This window comes from Dactylosporangium sp. CA-139114 (genome assembly GCF_050955725.1).
Taxonomy (GTDB): Bacteria; Actinomycetota; Actinomycetes; order Mycobacteriales; family Micromonosporaceae; genus Dactylosporangium.
Genome location: NZ_CP192080.1, coordinates 3370032 through 3385907, shown reverse-complemented (window position 1 = coordinate 3385907; position 15876 = coordinate 3370032). Strand labels below are relative to the sequence as shown.

Genomic DNA, 15876 nt, shown 5'->3' with positions numbered 1-15876 from the left:
AGTCTGCTCAGCTCGTACGCCACCGAACCATCATGGCCTAAACCGTGAGATGCTCCGTCCCAGGCGGACGACGCACAGATCGAACCAGGTCGGGTCAGCGAGCTCCACAGGGACCGCCGATAGGACGCTGGCAGCTCAAACGACACGGAGCAAGGCACTTGCAAGGCTTGCGTCTGGCGGTCAAAGCGATGTTTGATTCGCAGGCATCCTTCATGCTCTCGGGCTAAAGTCGGCTTCGCCAGCCTTGACAACGAAAGCAACACTATGCCTGGCCCGGGTCACCGCGACGTAGAGCCGGTCGGGTGCCTTAAGGACGGACAGGTCGGCGGTCTTCAGGTATCTGAGCATCGGTTGAGTGGGGAAGATCAGGACGCGGTCGTAGGTGCTGCCCTTAGATATTCCGATATTGAGGGCTGGCAGACCGAGGGTTGAGGTGGTCACCCGGTCTCGCAGCACTTGGGCCCGTATTTCGCCATGTAAGCGGGTACATCCTCGGCGACGATCCTGAAGATGCCGTCGTGGCCTGCACGGCGAGGCTCCCGGTTGGGGCATCGAATCTTGGTCGACTGCTGTCTTACCGGAGCCTCGCCCTCATCGATGCCCGGGTCCGCCGTACCCACCCTGAGCTGCAAGGTCAGCTTGGAAATGGCTCAATGTGCGCTCAACAGTCCTGAAGCCCCTGATCCGCTACCCACGGCTGGCCGGGTTCACGCCAACCAGCACCGAAAACATGACGGTGACGAGTCGCGCATCTCGGGCACATTTCAGGCCCGCAGGTGGTGCTGTCATGATTCCCGGACCACCTCGTCCGGTGAGTTGTCGGGGCGCAGACCGCGCCGGGTGCCGGCTGCCGACCTGCTGCAGCGCCTCGATCTGTTGGTCGCTGAGCCGGGGGAACGCCCCCGGAGACGTCGGGCGTCTCGGCAAGGCAATGGCGTGCGGCACCGTTCACGACGAGCCCGCCAGCGCCTGCTCGACCCATCGATGAAGCTCGGCGGCCAGCGCGGCACCGGCCCGGCGGCAGATGACGCGGCCGGCTGCTGTTGCGCGGCCGCGGCCGCCGATCCGGTCCCGTCGAGTTGACGCACTCGCCGTCGACTGGGATGGACGGGGAAGTCAGGCCGATGCGCGGGGCCGGCTCAGCAGGTGGATCGCGTCATCCAACAGGGCGAGCAGCTGTGGCCGCACGTCCGCTTCTGGAACGGTCCAGCGCGCACATGGCCGCACATCGGGCGCGTCGTTTTGGCTAGATCGGAAGTCACGCGGAGTGACGAGATCGACGCCTGTCGGTGTGCTGAACTGCCGCACCGGTCCTCTTGTCAGGCGTGACCCGTCGGTACGGGCGGCGAGAAAGCCTGCGGCCAGGGCAGTCTCCTAAAGGTTCCGGGCATGCTACGGCGAGCTGGGTGGGCTGCTCAGCACCTCGTGCATCCGGCGGCGCAGCCCGAAGACCGCCACCACGAACAGCGCCGCAAGGGCCACGCGGGCCAGCAGCAGCGGAATCATCCACTCCAGCCGTAGCTCGAACCAGTGCCCGTCGACCAGGCTCGCGTGCGGCAGCGCGAGCCCGGCCGCCACGGTGGCCACGACACCGGTCCGCCAGGCCACGACCGTCCACGTCGTCAGGACCGGCACCGGTTCGGCGCCCCGGCTGCGCACCAGCGCGGCGCACATGTAGTACCACACCCCGGCGAAGAGCAGATGGAAGTAGAACAGCAGCGTCTCGTACGTGCCGAGGCGCTGTCCGAGCTGCAGGTCGCCCAGCGGCGGCGACGGTAGCACCGCGATGATGCGCAGCAGCGCCACCACGTCCGCGACGGCGACGAACGCGAAGATCGCAGCCGTGGCGAGCACGAACCACATGGCGTTGTCCAGCCGCGCGGCGATGCCGCCGGCGGCGGTCCGGAAGGTGGTCATGCCCACCACCCGCCCGTCTTCGCCGCCAGCCGGTCGGCGGCGGCGAGGTCGTCGGTCAGTACCGCCCAGCCGTCGCCCTTCACCACGGCCGCGGCGCCCGAGGACACCGTCCACTCGGTCTGCTTCGCCTGCAGCCACTCGTCGCGCTGCCGCCCGCCGTCAAACGTCACGATGGTGGCACGGTGGTGAGCCGGGAGCGGGCACGCGGCCGTCTCCAGCGCGCCCCGGTCATTGGGCAGCTTGTCCACGGTGGCGCAGCCGACGGCGGACCCGATCTGGGCCGCGGTGAGCCGCGACGGCCCAGACGCGCTCTGCGCCACCCATCCACCCATTCCTGCGACCAGCAACGCCCCCGCGATGACGAGCTGGGTCTTCATCGAGATCACGCGCGGGACTGTAGCGACCGCCGTTGCGCTCGGCAACACCGTCCGCGGCGGTACTTCCGCGGTCCGATTTCTGGCTTCGTGCGGCCGTCCATCTATGGCATCGACCCATCCGTGATGATCAAGTCGGGATGCAGCTGCCGAGCCTGGCCCAGGGCCTGTTCCCCGCCAGCCAATCAGGCGCTCGGCCATGGCGGCGACGCCGTTACGTTCGGCCGGCACGCCGAAGTGCCCGCGGATCTCTGGATCGAGGTAGTCGCGGATCTCGTCCCGTCGGCACGGCACCGCCGCCAGGCACGGTGAGCAGCGACGTGAGCATGCAGTCGTATTCGTCGACGTTCGTCTCCGAGTCGAAGACACCAATGACGTCCCACGCGTCGAGCAGCTGCTGCTTGAGCGAGGCGTCGAGGTTGACCACGTCACCGTCTTCCGCTGGGTACAACGCTTCACGCCGCTGCTGGCTGACGCGGCCCGGTTCTGCCGGCACGCACCTGGTGACAGGTGGTTCATCCGAGCTCAACCCCCTTGGCGAGCACCTGCCGCGTGCTGATGCGCCCGCACGATCGCCGCATCGGCCTGGGCAGCGCCAGTCCAGGTCGCCGGCAGCCCGGTGCTTGAGCCGACTGTGATCGGCCTCAATCGGGGTATTGGCGTGCCGCTCGACGTGGTGCCACGCCTGCGGGATCAGCTCATCCAGGACGCCCGGATACACCGCGGCAGCATCGGTGAGCACCTCGCTGGGCGTCACCTTCAACATCGACAGCGCCCGCCGGAAGAACCGTCGGGCCGCGTCGGCGTCGCGGCGAGCCGAGACCAGCACGTCGATGACCTGCCCGTACTGGTCGACCGCCCGGTATACGTACCGCCAGACTCCGTTACTCGAGCTGCACGGCTGCGCCGGCCTCACCGCCGCGAAGATTATCGCCGAGACAGCCGGCGTGACCCGATTCCGCTCATCCGCAGCATTCGCCATGCATGCCGGCGCCGCACCGATCCCGGTCTGGACCGGCAACCGAACCAGATACCGGCTCAACCGCGGCGGCAACCGCCAGCTCGACACCGCCCTGGTCTGCACCACCCTCGGCCTCCATCGCGGCGACGTCGACGCCGCCGGGCCGGTGGCACGAGACCTCGGAGGCAGCGGCCGAACGTTGCGGCAACGCCCGGCACGCATTGCGCTTCCACGACGAGCTGGAATGGATTCCCGCGCCGGCGCTGCTGCTGATTGTGCTCGCCGACGGGGCGGCGGCCGAGCGGCAGGCGTCGGCTGGCCGCCTTGGAGCACGAGCTGGATCTCGTCATGGACCACCTCGGCATCCCGTGAGCCCGAGCCCGCCGCTCTCGCCGAGTCCTCGAGGAGCTGCCGGCCGGGTGGAAGATCCAGGCGATCAAGGTGTCCGCAAAGCCACCGGCGCCGGCCTCAAGGACGCCGAGGACGCCGTCGGTCTGCTCGCCGGGCGCCACGGCCTGGACTCGCACAGTGCGGGCGGCGCCGGGGGATCGGCGCGGCCCGCACTGTCCGGGTCCGCGTTAGCGGGTCAGGACGGTGATCCGGTCGAGGGCCATCGAGCCGTTGTCGAGGCGCAGGCCGACGGCCGGGGACCAGGAAGCCAGCGTCGTGGCGTCGAGCGCGTCGCTGACGGGGGCCGTGTGGATCTGGCGCCACACGCCGTCGTGCTCGTACCACGTGGTCAACTGGCCCCACCGGACCACGACGGCGAACCGGTCTCCGGGCTGCCACTGGACCTGCGCGCAGCAGCCGCCGGTCGCGTCGCCGCGGCCACCGCCGTCCACCTGCACGTCGACGCCGGACGTGCCGAAGTGGTTGTTGTACCAGGCCATCGCGTTGTCGCGGTTGCCCGCCGACTGGCCGATGAACAGGCTATCCTCCGGCGCCGAGCCGGCGAACCGCTGCGGCTGCACGATGATCGCGGTGCCGGCCACCGAGCCGGTGACGGGTGCGGCGAGGACGCCGAACGCGCGGCTGCTCGCCTGTGCCGTGAGGGTTCCGCCGGCCACCGAGAAGGCGGGGGCCGGTTCGCCGCCGGCCGGGCGGTCGATGCGGTACTGCGCGCTGCGGTCGGTGCCGAAGTCGTCGTCCCACGCCGTCGTCGGGAAGTCCGACGGCGAGAACTGGTACCGGGTCGTCGCGACGGCGCCGCTCGTGCCGTCATCACCCGTGCCGGACCGGGCCAGCACTCTGATGGGCCGACTGTTGCCGAGGTCGGCGTCGGCCGGGACAGTGACCTCCCAGGTGGTCGTCAGCGGCCGGCCGGGCGTGACTTTCTTGGCGGAGGCCGGCGTGACGGCGCGGGTCGTCCACCCGCGCGGCACCTCCAGCGACACCTGCACCGCGGTCTTCGGCCGCTCGGCGGAGACCTTCGTCGTGACGGTGACGGTCCGGCCGGCGTCGACCTGGAGCTCGCCGCCGGTGAGTCCGGCGAAGGCGGCGGTCAGGTCGGGATCGGGCCGGCGCCATACCTGCAGCGCGGCGATGCCGACCGCTCCACGGTCGCTGCGCGGCGCGACGACCCGCAGCCGGTCGGTGGTGATCGGCGGGTCGACGACGACCCGGTTGATCGCCCGGCCCACCGGCACCGCGGGCTCGCGGCGCTGGCCGGGCACGTCCCGCCACGTGCCGTCGGGATCCTGGGCCTGCAGGGCGAAGGACGTCGGGGTGCGCACGCCGCCGCCGTCGTCGTAAAAGTCGATACGGACGTCCGACACGAGGGTCGGGGCGCCGAGGTCGACCTGCAGCCAGTCGGCGGCGTTGGGCGAGCCGTATGAGGTCCAGCGGGTGGTCGGCACGTCGAGGTGGAAGTCCTGACCGTCGATCGCGTTGACCGCGGCGTCGCCGGGCCACGTGTACGAGGCGGTCGCTGTCGGGTAGCCCGTCTTCGCCACGTTCGCGGCGTCGTCGACGAGCTCGGCCGGCGCCGTCACGCTGGTCGGCCGGCCGCGGACGTCGACGGTGAGGTCGGCTAGTGTCGCCCGCTGTACCCGCAGCGAACCGTCGACCCACAGCCGCAGGCCGTTGCCCTGGCCGTATGCCGTGCCGTCACGGTCCCAGACGATGCTGAGGTTGTGGCCGTGGTACGCGAGGTTCTCCACCGCGAAGTGGCTCCAGTCCGCGGGCACCAGCGGCGAGATCCGCACCGAGTCGTCCTGCTGCGGGCGGATGCCGAGCAGGCCGGAGAGCACGATGTCGTTGAACGTGGAGTGGTTGTAGTCCTCGCTGTGGCCGCGCCCGTCGTAGATCCAGCGGTTCTCGTCGGGGTGGTGCGCCTCGGCGACGTAGGGCTGGCCGTTCTTTCGCTGGGTCAGCGCGTAGCCGCGCAGGACCGAGTAGAAGTCGTCGCGGTCGACGTAGGACTGGGCCGGGTAGTCCAGCAGCTCGTTGGCGAGCGCGGTTAGCGTCTGGCTGGTCGCGTAGGGCCAGCTCGGTCCGTCCCAGCGGCAGCAGCCGTCGAGCGCCTGGTGCATGAACCACGGGCTGCGCCGCTCGGTGGTCGTTGGCCCGTAGGCCGCGGCGAAGCCCTGCGGGTCGGTCAGCTGCGTCCAGGCGGCCGCGTTGTCCTGCGGCGCCATGTGGAAGTACCAGGGAATGAACCCGATCTCCTCGCGGTCCGCGATCGGCGTGAGCGAGGGGTTACCGTCCCGCATGACGTGCTTGTAGAACGACGACGACGGGTCCCAGAGGTGCCGCTCGACGTTGGCGCGCAGGTCGGCGGCCTCGCGCTCGTAGCGGGCCGCCGTGACCGGGTCGCCGGCCTTGCGCAGCAGGAGCGCGATCGCGCGGGCGTCGCCGTACTGGTAGGCGTTGATCGTCGGCCGGTAGCCGTCACCGCCGTGGTAGGGGTCGGCGCTCTGGTAGGAGCTCGCGGTGAACTCCATGGCGTCCCAGACCGGGGTCTGCCAGTACAGCCCGACCTGGGCGTCGAAGTTGGTGGTCTTCCATCCCTCGTATTGCCGGCGCAGGTCCGGCAGCCGGTCGACGAGGAACCGCCAGTCCCCGGAGACCTCGGCGCGGGCGACGGCGGCGTCGGCGGCCCAGAATGAGTACTGATGGGCCCAGTCGTTGGTGTTGTCGTTGAGCCCGTCCGTCGCGGGCTTGGCCTCCGAGCCGGAGCCGCGCAGCCAGTAGTCCAGGTAGTCATCGACATAGCGCTGGTCGCGCAGCCAGCGACCCTCGTAGATGTGGTGCGCCGCGGCCGCGTCGATCCCGCCGTACGGCGCGGAGTAGCCGACCGGTCCGAGGAACTCCGAGACGATCCAGCCGTCCTTCGGGCCGGTGTACTTCAGGGCTTCCTTGTAGGTGCGCCACCGGTAGTAGTAGGTGGCCTGGATGTCTTTGTCCGGCAAGTCGACGAAGGGGATGTTCGCCTCGTACCACGCCGGCTCCGGAACCCCGCCGAGCAGGGCAGCGTGGTCGAGGATGTGGGTGGTCGGGCCGACGGCCGGATAGACCGCCGGCGGCGGCGCCACGGCCGTGGCGGACGCGGGCGTGGTGCCCGGAACGACGATCGCGGCGAGCGCCGCGATGCCTGCCACTGCTGCCGCGAGCCGCGGCTGGACCAACGCCATGGTGACTCCCTGTGGGCACTCAGCTCGTACTCCGCCGAAGCTGTCAAAGTCAAACAAGAACACACATGGAAGTCAAGGAATTGCTCGATCGATTGCGTAATGAACTGTTGGATCGTGTGCGTTCGTGGCGAATCGACGCTGGCAGGGCGACTCCGCCCACAGGACCTTCTCGCCGTTGCGGCGCAGCACCCACAGCGCGAGGACCTCGAGCAGCCACGGCCCGCCCGCCGTGTCGCGCTCGTAGCCGAACAGGCGGCCCCCAGGGGGCAGGTCGCGACGAGGGCGACAACCGCGTCACCGTGGACGAGGTCGGCGTCGCGGCACCGAACGTGCCGGTCCGGTGCGGCGCTGTGCCGCCCGTCGACGCGGTGCGGCCAGTCCCGCGTGCGGGGCCACCACGTCGCGACGGGGACGCGCGGGCCGAGGTCGATCGGCAGGGTCGGGGCCCGCCCTCGTCGCTGTGGGGAGAACACGGATTCCGTCACAGGTAAGCAAGCGGGGACGATTTCCGTTGCGTTACAGGTGGTGACACGACGAATTCAGCGGTATAAGGTCACCGGCACCAATTCCGGAAGGCGAAGACATGGCTCGTACCCCGCTGCATCGTCGTCGTCGGCGCCGGCCTGGCCAGCCTGTGCGCGGCGTACACCTTGAAGAAGGCCGGCTACTCGGCCACGGTCTACGAGGCGTCCGACCGGCTCGGTGGCCGCTGCTGGTCCGACCGGGGCAGCTGGGCCGGCGGCCAGGTCTGCGAGCACGGCGGCGAGCGCATCGACCAGAACCACGACCAGATCCGCAACCTGGTTCAAGAGCTGGGGCTGGACCTGGTCAACCTGCTCAGCGCCGAGCCGAACGGCAGCGAGGACCGCTACTTCTTCGACGGGTCCGTGTACCCGTACGACCAGGGCTACCGCAACGGAGCGGTCGAGTCCGGCCAGCGCGCCGGCGCCGAGATCATCGCGGCGCTCGGCAATTGACCTCACAGGGCGACCCGGCCGGCCGCCCGTCCTCGGACCCGCCACCGCGGCGCGGCGACGCCAATCACAGGACAACAGGAGCTGACGTGAGCATCCCGGCGATCCGGCTGACCAGTCTGCGCAAGTCGTTCGGCGCGGTGACCGCCGTGGACGGCGTCGACCTGGAGATCGCGGACGGGGAGTTCTTCTCGATGCTCGGGCCCAGCGGCTCCGGCAAAACGACCGTGCTGCGGCTCATCGCAGGATTCGAGACCCCGACCACCGGCGCGATCGAACTCGGCGGTGTCGACGTCACCCGCCGCCCGCCGTACGACCGCGACGTCAACACCGTCTTCCAGGACTACGCGCTGTTCCCGCACATGTCGGTGCTCGACAACGTCGCCTACGGCCTGCGGGTCCGCAGGGTTCCGCGCCGGCAACGGCGCGAACAGGCGCAGGAGGCGCTGCGTTCGGTGCGGCTGGACGGCTTCGGCGACCGCCGGCCCGGCCAGCTGTCCGGCGGGCAGCGGCAACGCGTCGCGCTCGCGCGGGCGCTCGTCAACCGGCCCAAGGTGCTGCTGCTCGACGAGCCGCTCGGTGCGCTGGACCTGAAGCTTCGCGAGGAGATGCAGGTGGAGCTGAAGCAACTGCAGCGCCAGGTCGGCATCACGTTCGTGTTCGTGACCCACGACCAGGACGAGGCGCTCACCATGAGCGATCGCGTGGCCGTCTTCTCGCAAGGGCGCATCGCGCAGGTGGGCACCCCCGCGGATATCTACGAACGTCCCGCCTCTGCCTTCGTCGCGGGATTCGTCGGTACCTCCAATCTCCTCTCCGGCGCGATCGCGCAGACGGTGCTCGGCGATGAGGGCGTGTTCTCGGTCCGGCCGGAGAAGATTCGCATCGACGGTCCGGAGGCCGGACCGGACGAGGTGAGCACCAAGGGCCGCGTCGCCGAGGTCATCTACGCCGGCGCCACGATCCGGCTCCTGGTCGACCTCGACGGCGGCGTCCGGCTCACCGTCGTGCAGCAGAACCTGGCGGACAGGCCGCCTCATCAGGACGGCATGCGTGGCCGCCCGGTACGGCTGACGTGGCACCGCGCGCACGTCGTAACCATCCCTTCGGAGATCTAGGAGCGCACATGCGTGGGTTCAGGTTGCTCGTCGCTGTGTCGGCCGCGTTGCTGGTGTTGTCGGGTTGTGGCGGCAAACAGAACGGCGGCGGGCAGTCAGCGGGGCCAGGCGGCGCGAAGCTGCCGAAGATCGACAAACTGGCCAGCCTCGGGCCCGGCGAGGGAGCGGTGAACATCGTCGCCTGGGCCGGCTACGCAGAGAACGGCTCCAACGACCCGAAGGTCGACTGGGTCACGCCGTTTGAGAAGCAGACCGGCTGCAAGGCCAACGTCAAGACCGCCGGCACCTCGGACGAGATGGTCACGCTGATGAAGACCGGCGACTACGACGTGGTCTCCGCGTCCGGCGACGCGTCACTGCGACTCATCTACGGCGGGGTCGTCGCACCGGTCAACACCGACCTGATGAGCAACTACAAGGACGTCTTCGACGGACTGAAAAACAAGGCCTGGAACTCCGTGAACGGGATCGCCTACGGCATCCCGCACGGCCGCGGCGCCAACCTGCTCATGTACCGCACCGACGTGGTCAAGCCCGCGCCGACGTCGTGGTCCGTCGTGTTCGACCCGAACTCGCCGTACAAGGGCAAGGTCACCGCGTACGACTCGCCGATCTACATCGCCGACGCCGCGCTGTACCTGATGAAGACCAAGCCCGAACTCGGCATCAAGAATCCGTACGCCCTCGACGACAAGCAGTTCACCGCCGCGGTCGACCTGCTCAAGGCACAGAACAAGGTCGTCGGCGAATACTGGTCCGACTACACCAAGGAGGTCCAGGCGTTCAAGGCCGGCAACTCGGTGGTCGGCACGACGTGGCAGGTCATCGACAACCTGGCCAAGGCCGACCAGACCCCCGTCGAGGCGGTGCTGCCCACCGAGGGCGCGACCGGCTGGTCCGACACGTGGATGATCGCCGCGAAGGCGAAGCACCCCAACTGCGCGTACCTGTGGATGAACCACATCATCTCGCCGGAAGCCAACGCCGCGGTCGCCGAGTGGTTCGGCGAGGCACCGTCGAACCGTCTGGCCTGCGCCAAGACCGCCGACCCGCAGCACTGCGCGACGTACCACGCCGACGACGAGGAGTACTACAGCCACGTCTGGTACTGGACGACGCCCGTCGAGGACTGCCTCGACGGCCGGACGGACGTCAAGTGCAAGGACTACAGCGAGTGGACCAAGGCCTGGACGAGCATCAAGGGCTGACGTCGTCCCCTCCCGACGGGAGGGGATTCCTTGAACGCCCGCTGCATGACCCCGGCCTGCGTTTCGCGCCCCCGCTGACCGCGCAGGCATCCACGAGAGGAGTCCGATGAGCGCGACGGTGCACCGGGTGGCGGCGTGGTTCCACCGCCACCCGCGCGCCCGGCTGGCGGCGCTGCTGGCGGCACCGCTGGCCTGGCTCGTGATCGCTTACCTCGGCGCCCTCGGGGTGCTGCTCGTGTCGTCGCTGTGGAGCGTCAACACGTTCACCGGCGACGTCGTCTACGAGGCGACGCTCGACAACTTCCGCACGATATTCACCGATCCCGTGTACGGCACGGTGGTACTGCGCAGCGTCCTCGTCGCGGCCGCGGTGACGGTCATCGACGGGGTGCTGGCCCTGCCGATGGCGTTCTTCATGGCAAAGGTGGTAGCCGCGCGGTACCGTCAATGGCTGCTCGTCGCCATCGTCACGCCACTGTGGGCCAGCTACCTGGTGAAGGCATACGCCTGGCGGGTGATGCTCGCCAACGACGGGCCGCTCGACCGACTGTTCGGCGGCCCCGGGTACGGGCTGACGGCGACCGTGCTCGTGCTGTCCTACATGTGGCTGCCGTACATGATCCTGCCCGTCTACGCCGGCCTCGACCGGCTGCCGGACTCGCTGCTGGAGGCGTCGGCCGACCTCGGCGGGCGGCCCGGGCGCACGTTCCGCTCGGTGGTGCTGCCGATGCTCGTACCGTCCATTGTGGCCGGTTCGGTCTTCACGTTCTCGCTGTCGCTCGGCGACTACATCACGGTCCAGATCGTCGGCGGCAAGAGCCAGCTCATCGGCAACCTCGTGTACGCGAACATCGGCGCCGCCAACGATCTGCCGTTCTCCGCGGCGCTCGCCACGATCCCGGCACTCATCATGGTCGTGTACCTGCTCGCGATCCGCCGTACCGGTGCCCTGGAGCGACTGTGACACTGTCCCCCCTTTCCCGTTGGCTGCTGCGCGGCATGATGGCGCTCGGCCTCGCATTCATCTACGTGCCGCTCGCGATCGTGCTGCTCAACTCGTTCAACGCCGACCGCACGTTCGCCTTCCCACCGCGGCGGTTCACCGTCGACTGGTGGTCGCGGGCCTGGGGAAGCAGCGGCCTGCGCGAAGCGCTGTGGGCATCGGTCCAGGCCGGGCTGGGCGCCACGACGGTGGCCCTCGTGCTGGGCACGTTGGTGGCGTTCGCGGTCCAGCGGTACCGCTTCTTCGGCCGGGAGGCCATGTCGCTGCTGGTCCTGCTGCCGATCGCACTGCCCGGCATCGTCACCGGCATCGCGCTGGACACCGCGTTCCGCTCGGTGTTCGCGCCCCTGGGCATCGGCAAGGGTCTGCTGTCGGTGGTGATCGGCCACGCAACGTTCTGCGTGGTCGTGGTGTACAACAACGTGCTGGCCCGGCTGCGGCGCACCGGCGCGTCGTTCGAGGAGGCGTCGGCGGACCTGGGCGCCCGCCCGGCCCAGACGTTCCGGCTCGTGACGTTTCCCCTGATCCGTTCCGCGCTGTTCGCGGGCGGGCTGCTGGCGTTCGCGCTGAGCTTCGACGAGATCGTCGTGACCACGTTCACCGCGGGCCCGAGCACACAGACACTACCGATCTGGATCTTCAGCAACCTGTTCCGCCCGAACCAGGCGCCGGTCGTCAACGTGGTCGCGGCGGTCGTGATCGTGCTGTCGATCGTGCCGATCTACCTGGCCCAGCGCATCTCGTCGGACACCGCCAGCGGCGGCCGGCTCTAACTTGAGTTTCACCTTCGGCGGTTCGGTGTCGATGGCCGTTCAGGCCCCGGCCGGCATGTTCAGTGCTCGGGCGATGGCGTCGATGTGCTCGCTGCCGGGCTCGAACGGGTCGGTGGTGGTTTCGAACCACCACAGGCCCGGCCACGTCCAGCGGGTACCGCCGCCGCGGTCGTTCCCCGGCGTCGGGCCGCTCCCGCGACTCCTGCCGCGACTCCTGCCACGGCCACGGCCATGGCAGGTGCGAGTCCGGGCCGGGGCCCGCCTGCCGGATCTCCGTCTCCGGCCCGAGCGCGCCCAACTCGGCCAGCGCGGCGAACAGCCCCTTCTCGGCGAAGACGTAGCCCCGCACGAGGATGTCGTCGAGCCGCCCGCCGTCGCCGCCGGCAAGCCCGGCCGCCTCCGCCCGGGCCAGCATGGCCGCGACCACCGGTGCGCGCTGAGCGGCCTGGGTCGCCTCGTCGGGCTCCTCCGCCCAACCCGGCAAGCCGTAAGCGGGCCCGGACTCCTCGTTGAACAGCCACCGCAACCGTTCCTGGCCGTCGTGCCAGCGACGCGTTGTCGACAGCGCCCGAGCCCGGCGCAACAGCCGCGGCGGCCGCCACGCCGGCGAACTGCTCATCGCGGCCGCCCGCGCCTTCTACAACGTCACCATCGCCGACGGCCTCATCGACGCCGCAGACAGCCCAGCCCACCGAGTCCGCAAACCCCGGCGGCTGCCCACCACCCGACGGGCGCTCACACCGGCCGAACTGACCGACATCAACCTCGTCGCCCGCACCACCGGCAACGACACCATCCTCGACGCGCTCCTGCTGCGCCTGCACACGGAAACCGCATGCCGCCGCGCCGGCGCCCTCGGATTGCGGCTGCAGGACCTGGACGCCGATCGCGGCCTGCTACAGCTGCGGGAGAAGGGCGGCACGGTGCGCTGGCAGCCGATCAGCCTCGACCTCGCCGCCAGCACTGTGCGCCGTCCCGACCCGCGTCTACGGCACCTGGTACTCCGGCGGCGGCCGGATGACGTCGGCCGCCGCCTGCGCCCGGCCGCACCAGGTCGCCGCCATCGCCCCGGTCGCCGGCCTGCGCGCCGGCCCCCGACCCGCGGAACCCCGCCCAGCCCGACCCGTCGTCGTGCGCCCCGGCCCGTCCGGTCCCGGTCATCACCTTCCGCGGCCAGCAGGACGCCAGCAACCCCTATCAGGGCGGCGGCGACGTCTGGCGCTACCCGATCCCGGGCGCCCCGGGCCGCTGGGCGGCGATCAACCGCTGCACCTCGGGCCCGGCCGCCGTCTCCGTCACCACCCACGTGACGAGGACCCGCTACCCGAACTGCGCCGCCGACACCGTTCTGTACACGATGAGTGACGGCGGCCACACCGGGCCCGGCACCCCGGCCGCCTTCCCCGGCAACGGCACCACCACCAGGAGATCAGCGCCAACACCCTGATGTGGCAGTTCTTCCAGCACCTCACCCTGCCCGCCTCACAGCGGAGCATCGTCGGGCTGCTGGCGCACACCGCCGGTTCTCCGCACTGGACTGCCCGGCGCCTCGTCCCGGGAAGCCGCGTTTTCGCAGGTGGGCGGTGGTGCAACGTCCCACCGTCCCAGGTGTGCGTCACGGGCTGGTCCGCGGGCGCGCCGCCGTGCCATGATCCCTGCCGCCGGGCCATACAGGGAAAATCCGGTCCGGACCAAAGCGCCAGTTGGCGCCACGCCCCGCCATCTCCGCACTGCCGTGTTACGCGCCGTCACTATTCGTGACAACCCGCCGATCTGGGCTCATCGGCGGGACGGCGACGGACGGTGAGCACGGGCGTGGTCCGGCAACTGTCCACCGACACGTGGAGCTACCCAATGACCGACGCCGTACCCGACGAAATCGATCCAACCGTCCAACCACCCGTGGCCGTACCGTATCTGCTGGTCATGCCCGGCGGCGATGGACGGCCGCAGCCGGTCGCCTGGCCCGGCACCGCCGAGGGGCAGACGACGTGGGCGATTCCGGTGACGATTCCCGCGGGAACCCCGGGATTCGCCGTGTTCGTGCCGCTGGTCCCGGGCGCGGCGGTCAAGCCTGTCGAGGGCATGACGGCCGCGCCCGTCGCGGCCGTGCCAGTCACGCCCGTTGTGGCCACAGCCGCCGCGCCTGTTGAGGAACTGCCCGACGACGAGCTCGAAGAAGACAAGGAACACGACGAGGAACACGACGAGGAGGCTGTCGCACCGCCGCTGGTGCAGCACCAGCCGGCTCCGCGGCCCTTCGCACCCCCGCCCGGCGCGCCCTACCCGCCGCACCCCGCGCCGCCCCCATTCCCGCCCTTTCCGGCCGTTCCACGAGTCATGGGGCCACCGCGACCGCTGCCGCCCGGGTTCCTGCAAGCACGCTGGCCCGGGCCGGAGCCCGCGAGCGGCTGGCGCGTACCGGTCGCCGTGCTCGCCGGCGGACTCGTCGCCGCGATCGTCCTGCCGGGCATGCGGGTCGGCATCGGCTGGTTCCTCGGCGGGTTCGCGCTCGTCGCCGCCGTCATCGCCGGCATCTGGCCGGCCGCCGCAGCGCTGCCGAAGGCCGACCGAGGGATGCGGGCCGTCTGGGCCGGCGCCGCGGTCGTCCTGCTGTCCGTGCTGGCGTTCCGCAACGCCTGGTGGCTCGTCACGTTCTGCGTGCTGGGCGCGCTCGGCTGCGCCGCCCTGGCCATCGTCGGCGGCCAACGCGTCCGCTCCATACTGTTCAGCCTCGTGGCGGCGCCGTTCGCGGCGTTGCGCGGCATCCCGTGGGCGGCCAAGCACCTCAGCGCCACCAGCGAACGGCACGGCAAGCCCCGCCACACCCAGCGCGTCGCCTGGTCGGCCATCATCACTGTCCTGTTCATGCTGGTCTTCGGCGCGCTGCTCTCCTCCGCCGACGCCGCGTTCTCGCAGGCACTCTCCGCCGTCATCCCGACGATCAGCTCCGGCCGCGTGTTCCTGTTCATCCTGTGCGCGCTGATCGCCGTCGCGGCCGTCTACACCGTCGCCGCACCGCCGGACCTGTCCACCATCGACAAGCCGGGCACCGCACGGCTGCGCCGCCTGGAGTGGGGACTGCCGATCGGGGCGCTGGTCCTGCTGTACAGCGGATTCGTCGTCGTGCAGGCCACCGTCCTGTTCGGCGGCCAGCACCACGTGCTGCAGACCGCCGGCCTCAGCTACGCCGAATACGCCCGCAGCGGCTTCTGGCAGCTGGCGACCGTCACCGTGCTGACGATCGCCGTGCTGGGCGGCGTGACCCGCTGGGCCAGCCGCGAGGACCGGGCCGACCGCATCCTGCTGCGCACGCTGCTCGGCCTGCTCTCCTCGCTGAGCATCGTGATCGTGGTGTCGGCTTTGTCCCGCATGTACACCTACCAGAAGGTCTACAGCTTCACCGGCGAGCGCATCTTCGTGATGGCGTTCGAGCTACTCCTCGGCACCGTCTTCATCATGATCATGGTGGCCGGCATCCGCTGGCGCGGCACCTGGATCCCGTCGACGACCGTCGGTCTCGCGGTCGTCATGCTGCTCACCCTCGCGGTGCTCAACCCGGAGGACTACGCGGCCCGCCGCAACATCGCGCGCTACCAGGAGACCGGCAAGATCGACGCCTGGTACCTGCGCGCCCTGTCCTCCGACGCCACCCCGGCCCTGTCAACCCTCCCGGACTCGGTCCGCCGCTGCACGCTGAGCTGGATCGTCGACGACCTGGCCGAGCCGGACCCGTGGTACGGCTGGAACCTCGGCCGCGAAAACGCCCGCGACGCCCTGAACCGCGTGGGCTCGTCCGCCATCGGCGGCTCGAGCGACTGCCAACGGGCCGACCAGTTCGACCTGCCGAAGACACGCTGACGCGCCGCCCCCGGGCCGCCCCAGCACGGCGGCGGCCCGGTCCGGGCCGTTCGGC

Annotated in this window: 9 protein-coding genes and 3 pseudogenes; 8 read left to right on the top strand and 4 right to left on the bottom strand. The window is 70.2% G+C overall.

Features of this window, described 5'->3' with window-relative positions; genetic code table 11:
* Window positions 1-1392: 1392 nt before the first annotated feature.
* Both ACQP2P_RS15375 and ACQP2P_RS15370 read right to left on the bottom strand, forming a co-directional pair.
* The gene (locus ACQP2P_RS15375) at window positions 1393-1917 is read right to left on the bottom strand and encodes a hypothetical protein (protein WP_433616645.1); all 525 of its coding nucleotides are present in this window, start codon (window positions 1915-1917) and stop codon (window positions 1393-1395) included.
* The gene (locus ACQP2P_RS15370) at window positions 1914-2303 is read right to left on the bottom strand and encodes a hypothetical protein (protein WP_433616643.1); all 390 of its coding nucleotides are present in this window, start codon (window positions 2301-2303) and stop codon (window positions 1914-1916) included. The genes ACQP2P_RS15375 and ACQP2P_RS15370 overlap by 4 nt, the downstream gene beginning before the upstream one ends.
* 373 nt (window positions 2304-2676) lie before the next feature.
* Here ACQP2P_RS15370 and ACQP2P_RS15365 point away from each other — a divergent pair.
* Window positions 2677-2811 (top strand): annotated as a pseudogene (locus ACQP2P_RS15365) (IS6 family transposase); the annotation flags it as partial.
* Window positions 2812-2907: 96 nt separating this feature from the next.
* Here the strand turns inward: ACQP2P_RS15365 and ACQP2P_RS15360 are convergent.
* A pseudogene (locus ACQP2P_RS15360) lies at window positions 2908-3174 on the bottom strand (DDE-type integrase/transposase/recombinase); the annotation flags it as partial.
* Between the two features lies 1 nt (window position 3175).
* On the opposite strand from ACQP2P_RS15360, the pseudogene ACQP2P_RS15355 reads away from it, so the two are divergent.
* Window positions 3176-3367 (top strand): annotated as a pseudogene (locus ACQP2P_RS15355) (transposase); the annotation flags it as partial.
* 463 nt (window positions 3368-3830) lie between these two features.
* Here the strand turns inward: ACQP2P_RS15355 and ACQP2P_RS15350 are convergent.
* A complete protein-coding gene (locus ACQP2P_RS15350) occupies window positions 3831-6884 on the bottom strand; it encodes an MGH1-like glycoside hydrolase domain-containing protein (RefSeq protein WP_433616641.1) in 3054 nt (1017 codons plus the stop codon).
* A 650-nt stretch (window positions 6885-7534) separates the two neighbouring features.
* On the opposite strand from ACQP2P_RS15350, the gene ACQP2P_RS15345 reads away from it, so the two are divergent.
* The 6 genes from ACQP2P_RS15345 (at window position 7535) to ACQP2P_RS15320 (ending at window position 15821) form a co-directional block, all read left to right on the top strand.
* On the top strand, window positions 7535-7861 hold the full coding sequence (locus ACQP2P_RS15345; protein ID WP_433616639.1) for an FAD-dependent oxidoreductase: 327 nt from the start codon (window positions 7535-7537) through the stop codon (window positions 7859-7861).
* An 86-nt stretch (window positions 7862-7947) separates the two neighbouring features.
* On the top strand, window positions 7948-8976 hold the full coding sequence (locus ACQP2P_RS15340; protein ID WP_433616637.1) for an ABC transporter ATP-binding protein: 1029 nt from the start codon (window positions 7948-7950) through the stop codon (window positions 8974-8976).
* Window positions 8977-8984: 8 nt separating this feature from the next.
* A complete protein-coding gene (locus ACQP2P_RS15335) occupies window positions 8985-10184 on the top strand; it encodes an ABC transporter substrate-binding protein (RefSeq protein ID WP_433616635.1) in 1200 nt (399 codons plus the stop codon).
* Window positions 10185-10290: 106 nt separating this feature from the next.
* Entirely contained in the window at window positions 10291-11148 is an 858-nt protein-coding gene (locus ACQP2P_RS15330; RefSeq protein WP_433616633.1) for an ABC transporter permease, read from the top strand.
* Window positions 11145-11960: an ABC transporter permease gene (locus ACQP2P_RS15325; RefSeq protein WP_433616632.1), complete on the top strand. Its 816-nt coding sequence runs from the start codon at window positions 11145-11147 to the stop codon at window positions 11958-11960. The genes ACQP2P_RS15330 and ACQP2P_RS15325 overlap by 4 nt, the downstream gene beginning before the upstream one ends.
* A 1902-nt stretch (window positions 11961-13862) precedes the next feature.
* Entirely contained in the window at window positions 13863-15821 is a 1959-nt protein-coding gene (locus tag ACQP2P_RS15320) for a DUF4153 domain-containing protein (protein ID WP_433616631.1), read from the top strand.
* The last annotated feature ends 55 nt before the right edge of the window (window positions 15822-15876 follow it).

Bases quoted from the DNA above. Each gene is read 5' to 3' on its own strand.
- ACQP2P_RS15375 (WP_433616645.1), bottom strand. From the start codon at position 1,917: ATGACCACCTTCCGGACCGCCGCCGGCGGCATCGCCGCGCGGCTGGAC.
- ACQP2P_RS15330 (WP_433616633.1), top strand. From the start codon at position 10,291: ATGAGCGCGACGGTGCACCGGGTGGCGGCGTGGTTCCACCGCCACCCG.
- ACQP2P_RS15335 (WP_433616635.1), top strand. From the start codon at position 8,985: ATGCGTGGGTTCAGGTTGCTCGTCGCTGTGTCGGCCGCGTTGCTGGTG.
- ACQP2P_RS15350 (WP_433616641.1), bottom strand. From the start codon at position 6,884: ATGGCGTTGGTCCAGCCGCGGCTCGCGGCAGCAGTGGCAGGCATCGCG.